Below are 6310 nucleotides of genomic sequence, written 5' to 3'. Positions count from 1 at the left end.
GGCCGGTCCGGGGCGCCCTCGGTGCTTCGGTCAGAGGCGCGTCACGAGTGCGTGCGCAGCAGGGTCCGCATCGTCCGCATCGCCACCGACAGGTTGGCGAGGTCGAACGTCTCCGACGTGTGGATCTCCTCGAGCGTGGCCCGCGCCCGGGCGAGGATCGCCGCGTTCTTCTGCTCCCACACCTTGAACCGCTGCTCCGGTGTGGAGGAGCCGTTGCCCACGGCCAGGACGTCCGCGGTCAGGGCCGCGTGCGTCGCGTACAGGTCCTCGCGGATCGCCGCACGGGCCATGGACTGCCACCGGTCGGTGCGCGGCAGCTCGATGACGCGGTCCATCAGCCGGGTGATGTCCAGGCGGTCGGCGAGGTCGTAGTACACCTCGGCGACGTCCATCGCGTCCTTGCCCATGCGGTCGGCCACCGAGACGATGTCGAGCGCCGGGAAGACGGAGGAGAATCCCGCGACCCGCGTGGCCAGCTCGTCCGGCACACCGGCGCCGGACAGCTCGTCGTAGACCTGCTGGTACCACTCCAGGTCCGCGCCCTTGAGCAGCTTGGGCAGCGCCGCCCAGACCTGCCCGACCCGGTCGGAGAAGAACTCGACGGTCTCGCCGAGCTCCAGCGGCTGCGGCCGGTTGTTCAGCAGCCAGCGGGTGCCGCGCTCGACCAGGCGGCGCGAGTGCAGCCGGATGCGGGTCTGGACGTCGGCCGGGACCTTGTTGTCCAGCGCCTCGACCGCGTCCCACACCTGCGCCGACCGGAAGATCGCACGGGCCACCGTCTGCGCCCGGACGATCTCCTCCAGCGACGCCCCGGTCTCCTCCCGCAGACGGTGCAGATAGGTCGTACCGCCCGTGTTGACCGTGTCGTTGACCAGGACGGTCGTGGTGATCTCACGGCGCAGCGGGTGGTTGTCGATCCGGTCGGCGAACCGTTCACGCAGCGGGGTCGGGAAGTAGGCGTGCAGCAGACTGCGCAGATACGGGTCGTCCGGCAGCGAGGTGCGCAGCAGCTCCTCGGCGACCGTGATCTTGGTGTACGCCAGCAGGACGGCCGTCTCCGGACCGGTCAGGCCGCGCCCGGCGCTGAGCCGTTCGCGGATCTGGCGGTCGGTGGGCAGGAACTCCAGCGCCCGGTCCAGGTGGCCCTCGCGCACCAGGTGCTTCATGAAGCGCTGCTGGGCGTGGATCATGTCCTTGGACTGGGCCAGCGCATTGGCGATCGCCGTGTTCTGCGCGTAGTTGTTGCGCAGCACCAGGGAGGCGACCTCGTCGGTCATCTCGGCCAGCAGCTTGTTGCGCTGCTTGACGGTCATGTCGCCGTCCGCGACCAGGCCGTTGAGCAGGATCTTGATGTTGACCTCGTGGTCGGAGCAGTCGACGCCCGCGCTGTTGTCGATGGCGTCGGTGTTGATCCGGCCGCCGTGCATCGCGAACTCGATCCGGCCCAGCTGGGTGAAGCCCAGGTTGCCGCCCTCGCCGACGACCCGGACCCGCAGGTCGCGTCCGTCGACCCGGATGGCGTCGTTGCTCTTGTCGCCGACGTCGGCGTGGGACTCGGTGGACGCCTTGACGTAGGTGCCGATGCCGCCGTTCCACAGCAGGTCCACCGGGGCCTTGAGGATCGCCTGCATCAGCTCGGCCGGGGTCATCTTGGTGACGCCGTCCTCGATGCCCAGGGCCTCGCGCATGTGCGCGTTGACCGGGATCGACTTGGCCGTGCGGGGGAAGACCCCGCCGCCGGCCGAGAGCAGCTCGGTGTTGTAGTCGGCCCAGCTGGAGCGGGGCAGCTCGAACAGGCGGCGGCGCTCGGCGTAGGAGACGGCCGCGTCCGGGTTGGGGTCGACGAAGATGTGCCGGTGGTCGAAGGCGGCGACCAGCCGGATGTGCTCGCTCTGGAGCATTCCGTTGCCGAACACGTCACCGGACATGTCGCCGATGCCGACGACCGTGAAGTCCTGGGTCTGGGTGTCCACACCCAGCTCCCTGAAGTGCCGCTTGACCGACTCCCAGGCGCCGCGGGCGGTGATGCCCATGCCCTTGTGGTCGTAGCCGGCCGAGCCGCCGGAGGCGAAGGCGTCGCCGAGCCAGAAGTCGTACGACTGGGCGACCTCGTTGGCGATGTCCGAGAACCGCGCCGTTCCCTTGTCCGCCGCGACCACCAGGTAGGTGTCGTCGCCGTCGTGCCGCACGACGTCCTTGGGGGGCACGACCTCGCCGGCCACCATGTTGTCGGTGATGTCGAGCAGCGCCGAGATGAAGGTCTTGTAGCTGGCGATGCCCTCCGCCATCCACGCGTCCCGGTCCACGTTCGGATCGGGCAGCTGCTTGGCGACGAAGCCGCCCTTGGCGCCGACCGGCACGATGACGGTGTTCTTCACCATCTGCGCCTTGACCAGGCCGAGGATCTCGGTGCGGAAGTCCTCGCGCCGGTCGGACCAGCGCAGACCCCCTCGGGCGACCTTGCCGTAGCGCAGGTGCACGCCCTCCACCCGCGGCGAGTACACCCAGATCTCGTACGCCGGACGCGGCGCCGGCAGGTCCGGGATGGCCTGCGGGTCGAACTTCATGCACACGTAGTCGTGGGGGCGCCCGTCCTTGTCCTTCTGGAAGAAGTTGGTGCGCAGGGTCGCCTTGATGAGGGTGAGGTAGGACCGCAGGATCCGGTCCTGGTCGAGGGAGGCGACCTGGTCCAGGGCCGCGTCGATCTCCTCGAGCAGCGCGTCCACCAGCTCGCTGCCGGCGCTCTGGCGGTCCGGCGACATCCGCGCCTCGAACAGGGAGACCAGCAGCCGGGTGGTGTGGACGTTGTGGCGGAGGGTGTCCTCCATGTAGTCCTGGCTGAAGGTCGAGCCCGCCTGGCGCAGGTACTTGGCGTACGCCCGCAGCATCATCGCCTGCCGCCAGGTCAGCCCCGCGGACAGCACCAGGGCGTTGAACCCGTCGTTCTCCGCCTTGCCCGTCCACACGGCGGCGAAGGCGTCCTGGAAGCGCTCACGGGTGTCGTCGCCCAGGAACTCGCCGCTGACCTCCCGGGGCATGCGCAGACCGAAGTCGTAGATCCACGCCGTGGTGCGGTCCGCGCAGCGCAGCTCGTACGGCCGCTCGTCGATGACCTCGACGCCGAGCCGGCTCAGCACCGGCAGCACGGCGGACAGGGAGACCAGGCCGCCCTTCTGGTACATCTTGAAGCGGCGCTCGTCGGGAGCGGCGCCCACCGGCTCGTACAGGCTGAGGACGAAGGTCCGGTCCTCGTCCAGCTGATCGAGGTTGACCAGGTCGGCGACCGCGGCGCGCGGGGTGTGGTCGGCCTTGTAGCCCTCGGGGAAGGCGCCCGCGTAGTGGCGCAGCAGCTCCGCGGCGCGCTCCTCGCCCAGTTCGACGACCAGCGCCTCGGAGAAGGCGTCCTCCCAGGAGCGGGCGGCCTCGGCCAGGCGGGCCTCGATGCGCTCCCTGTCGCTGTCGGACAGCTGCGGCAGCTGGGTGCCCCGCGGGACGCGGACGACGAAGTGCAGCCGGGAGAGGACCGACTCGGTGTTCCAGGCGGTGAAGTCGACGCTGGTGCCGCCCAGCTCCTCCTTGAGGATGTCGATGATCCGCAGGCGCACGGCGGTGGTGTACCGGTCGCGCGGCAGGTAGACGAGGGCCGAGTAGTAGCGGCCGTACTCGTCCTTGCGCAGGTACAGACGCAGCCGGCGGCGCTCCTGCAGGTGGAGCACCGAGGTGGTGATCGACTGCAGTTCACCGACCGGGATCTGGAAGAGCTCGTCGCGCGGGTAGGTCTCGAGGATCTGCAGCAGATCGCGCCCGTCGTGGCTGTTGGGCGAGAGGCCGGAGCGCTCGAGCACCTCGTCGACCTTGCGCCGGATGACCGGGATGCGGCGCACCGACTCGGTGTAGGCGGCGGACGAGAACAGGCCGAGGAAACGGCGCTCGCCGACGACCTCGCCCTTGTCGTCGAACTTCTTGACGCCGATGTAGTCCAGGTAGGAGGGCCGGTGGACGGTGGCCCGGCTGTTGGCCTTGGTCAGCACCAGCAGCTTGTGCTCGCGTGCCTTGGCACGGACGTCGGGGGGCAGCCGCTCGAAGGAGGGGCTGACCGGGCGGCCGTCGTCGCCGGTGTGCGGCGAGTCCGCGCGCAGGATGCCCAGACCGGTGCCGGGCAGGGGAGCCAGGGAGTCGTCGTCGCGCAGCTGGTACTCGCGGTAGCCGAGGAAGGTGAAGTGGTCGTCGGCCAGCCAGCGCAGCAGCTCACGGGCCTCCTCGATCTCCTGCGGGCGCAGGTCGTCGGGCAGGGACTCCTCGGACAGTCCCTCGGCGAGCCGGATCGCCGCCTCGCGCATCTTCCCCCAGTCCTCGACGGCCTCGCGGACGTCGGAGAGCACGCGCAGCAGCTCGGTGGTGATGCGCTTGAGGTCGTCGCGGTCGGTCTCGCGGTCGATCTCGACGTGGATCCAGGACTCGACGAGCGCGTCCTGCGGCAGCGGCTCGCCGGGCGAGGCGTCGGGCAGCACCTCGATGAGCTTGCCGGTGACGTCGCGGCGCACCACGAACTGCGGGTGGATGACGATGTGGATGCCCCGCCCCTGCCGGGTCAGCTCGTTCGTCACGGAGTCCACGAGGAAGGGCATGTCGTCGGTGACGACCTCGACGACGGAGTGGCTGCAGGTCCAGCCGTTCTCCTCGACGGTCGGGGTGTGGACCCGGACGTTGGCCGTGCCCTGCGGGCGGTTCTCGGCCAGACGGTAGTGGGAGTGGGCGGCTCCGAAGACGTCGACCGGGTCGCGGTCCATCAGGTCCTCGGGGGCGGTGTGCAGGTAGAAACGCTGGAGGAAGGCGAGGACGGAGTCCCGGTCCGGGGCCCCCTCGCCCGTGCGCCCGACCGGAAGGTGTCCCCCGGTCGGACTGTTCTCAGCTACCCGAGCGGCCCTTTCGAGCAGCTCGGCCTTGGCTTCGTCCAGCTTGGTCTGCATGATCCTCTGGCTCCTGTCGCGCGCCGTTGCGTGACGTAGAAGGAAGTACGGCTCCGCCCTTTCGGCGTGACGCCTCGGACCGGGGTGTCCGGCCCACTCCGACGCTATGCCTCGGGGTGGGATGAGCGGGGGGACATCCGTCACTTTCGACGCGCCCGGGGGATGTGACGCCGCTCTCCACCGTGCCGGTCGTGTGGATGCCTGGAATCGGCCTGGCGTCCTGAGGGGCCGTCGTGCCCGTTTCCCGCCCGCGGGGATCAGCGGTCGCCACCTGGGCACGGAGACGGTCCGTGCTCACCGGACACACAGCGGAGGCGACGGTGCCCCCGCGAGCCATCGCGCTGATCACGCCACCAAGGCTATCCCTCTTCACAGGGTGCCCGTCATGAGCCGTATGTGTACAAAACCGGGGGCGGAAGTTTGACGTTCTGCACAGGAGCGGTGAAGACGAAAGCAATGTATGGTCGCTTGTCTGCTTCGGCGGCCTATGACTTCGTTTTCTCCCTATTCCTGCTTTCTCTCTTTTCTCTTCCCTCTCCCTTCTCCTCGCCTCCTCCCCCGCTTTTCCCTTTGTTTCCCCGCCCTTTCGCCGCGTCCGTTCTCACCCCCTGACGAGACGACGGGCCTCGTCGACCGCCTCGTGGAGGGTGTCCACCACCGGCACACCGACCTTCTCCAGGCTCTCCCGGCTGTGCGAGCCGCCGGTGTAGAGCACCGCCCGTGCCCCGGTGTACCGCGCGGCCACCGCGTCGTCCGCGGCGTCCCCGATGACCACCGTGCGCTCCGGGTCCACCCTCCCGGCGAGCAGGCTCAGATGCCGCGCCATGTGCTCGGCCTTGCTGCCGCCGGACGGCCCCCTCCGCCCGTCCACGCGCAGGAAGTGCGACTCGATCCCGAAGCCCCGCACCAGCGGGACGAGGTCCTCGTGCCCGTACATGCTCAGAAGCGACTGGCTGTGGCCGGCCGATCTCCAGCCGGTGAGCAGCTCCACCGCCCCCTCGGTCAGCGTGCAGCGGGTGCGGTGCTCGGCGTAGTACCGGTGGAAGACCTCGTCCATCACCTCCCACTCGGACTCGGTGGGCAGCCGCCCCAGCAGACGCTCGTAGAACTTGGGGATCGGTACGCAGTACAGCGCGCGGTACTGCTCCAGAGTGATCGGCTCCAGGCCGAGTTCGGCGAACGCCGCGTTCGTCGCTCCGACGACCGCGGTGTTGTCGTGGAAGAGCGTGCCGTTCCAGTCCCAGACGATGTGCGCCCCTGTCGCTTTCCCCATGCCGAAAACCTACTCGCCGTCACCGACAATCAGCAGACCGCGGGGTCGGGGACGAGCCGGGGGAGGC

At 69.4% G+C, this 6310-nt stretch carries 2 protein-coding genes; both read right to left on the bottom strand.

What is annotated here, in order from left to right; all coding sequences use genetic code 11:
* Positions 1-41 precede the first annotated feature (41 nt).
* Positions 42-4970, bottom strand: coding sequence for an NAD-glutamate dehydrogenase (locus CCN35_RS26115; RefSeq protein ID WP_067399569.1), 4929 nt, complete (start codon positions 4968-4970; stop codon positions 42-44).
* A gap of 601 nt (positions 4971-5571) precedes the next feature.
* On the bottom strand, positions 5572-6243 hold the full coding sequence (locus CCN35_RS26110; RefSeq protein ID WP_086794561.1) for an HAD family hydrolase: 672 nt from the start codon (positions 6241-6243) through the stop codon (positions 5572-5574).
* Positions 6244-6310 lie beyond the last annotated feature (67 nt).

The organism is Streptomyces thermovulgaris (assembly GCF_002155915.1).
GTDB lineage: Bacteria > Actinomycetota > Actinomycetes > Streptomycetales > Streptomycetaceae > Streptomyces > Streptomyces thermovulgaris.
This window is presented reverse-complemented; position numbering and strand designations above follow the sequence as displayed.

Excerpts from the sequence above, each read along its gene's own strand:
- CCN35_RS26115 (WP_067399569.1), bottom strand. The coding sequence starts at position 4,970 with ATGCAGACCAAGCTGGACGAAGCCAAGGCCGAGCTGCTCGAAAGGGCC.
- CCN35_RS26110 (WP_086794561.1), bottom strand. The coding sequence starts at position 6,243 with ATGGGGAAAGCGACAGGGGCGCACATCGTCTGGGACTGGAACGGCACG.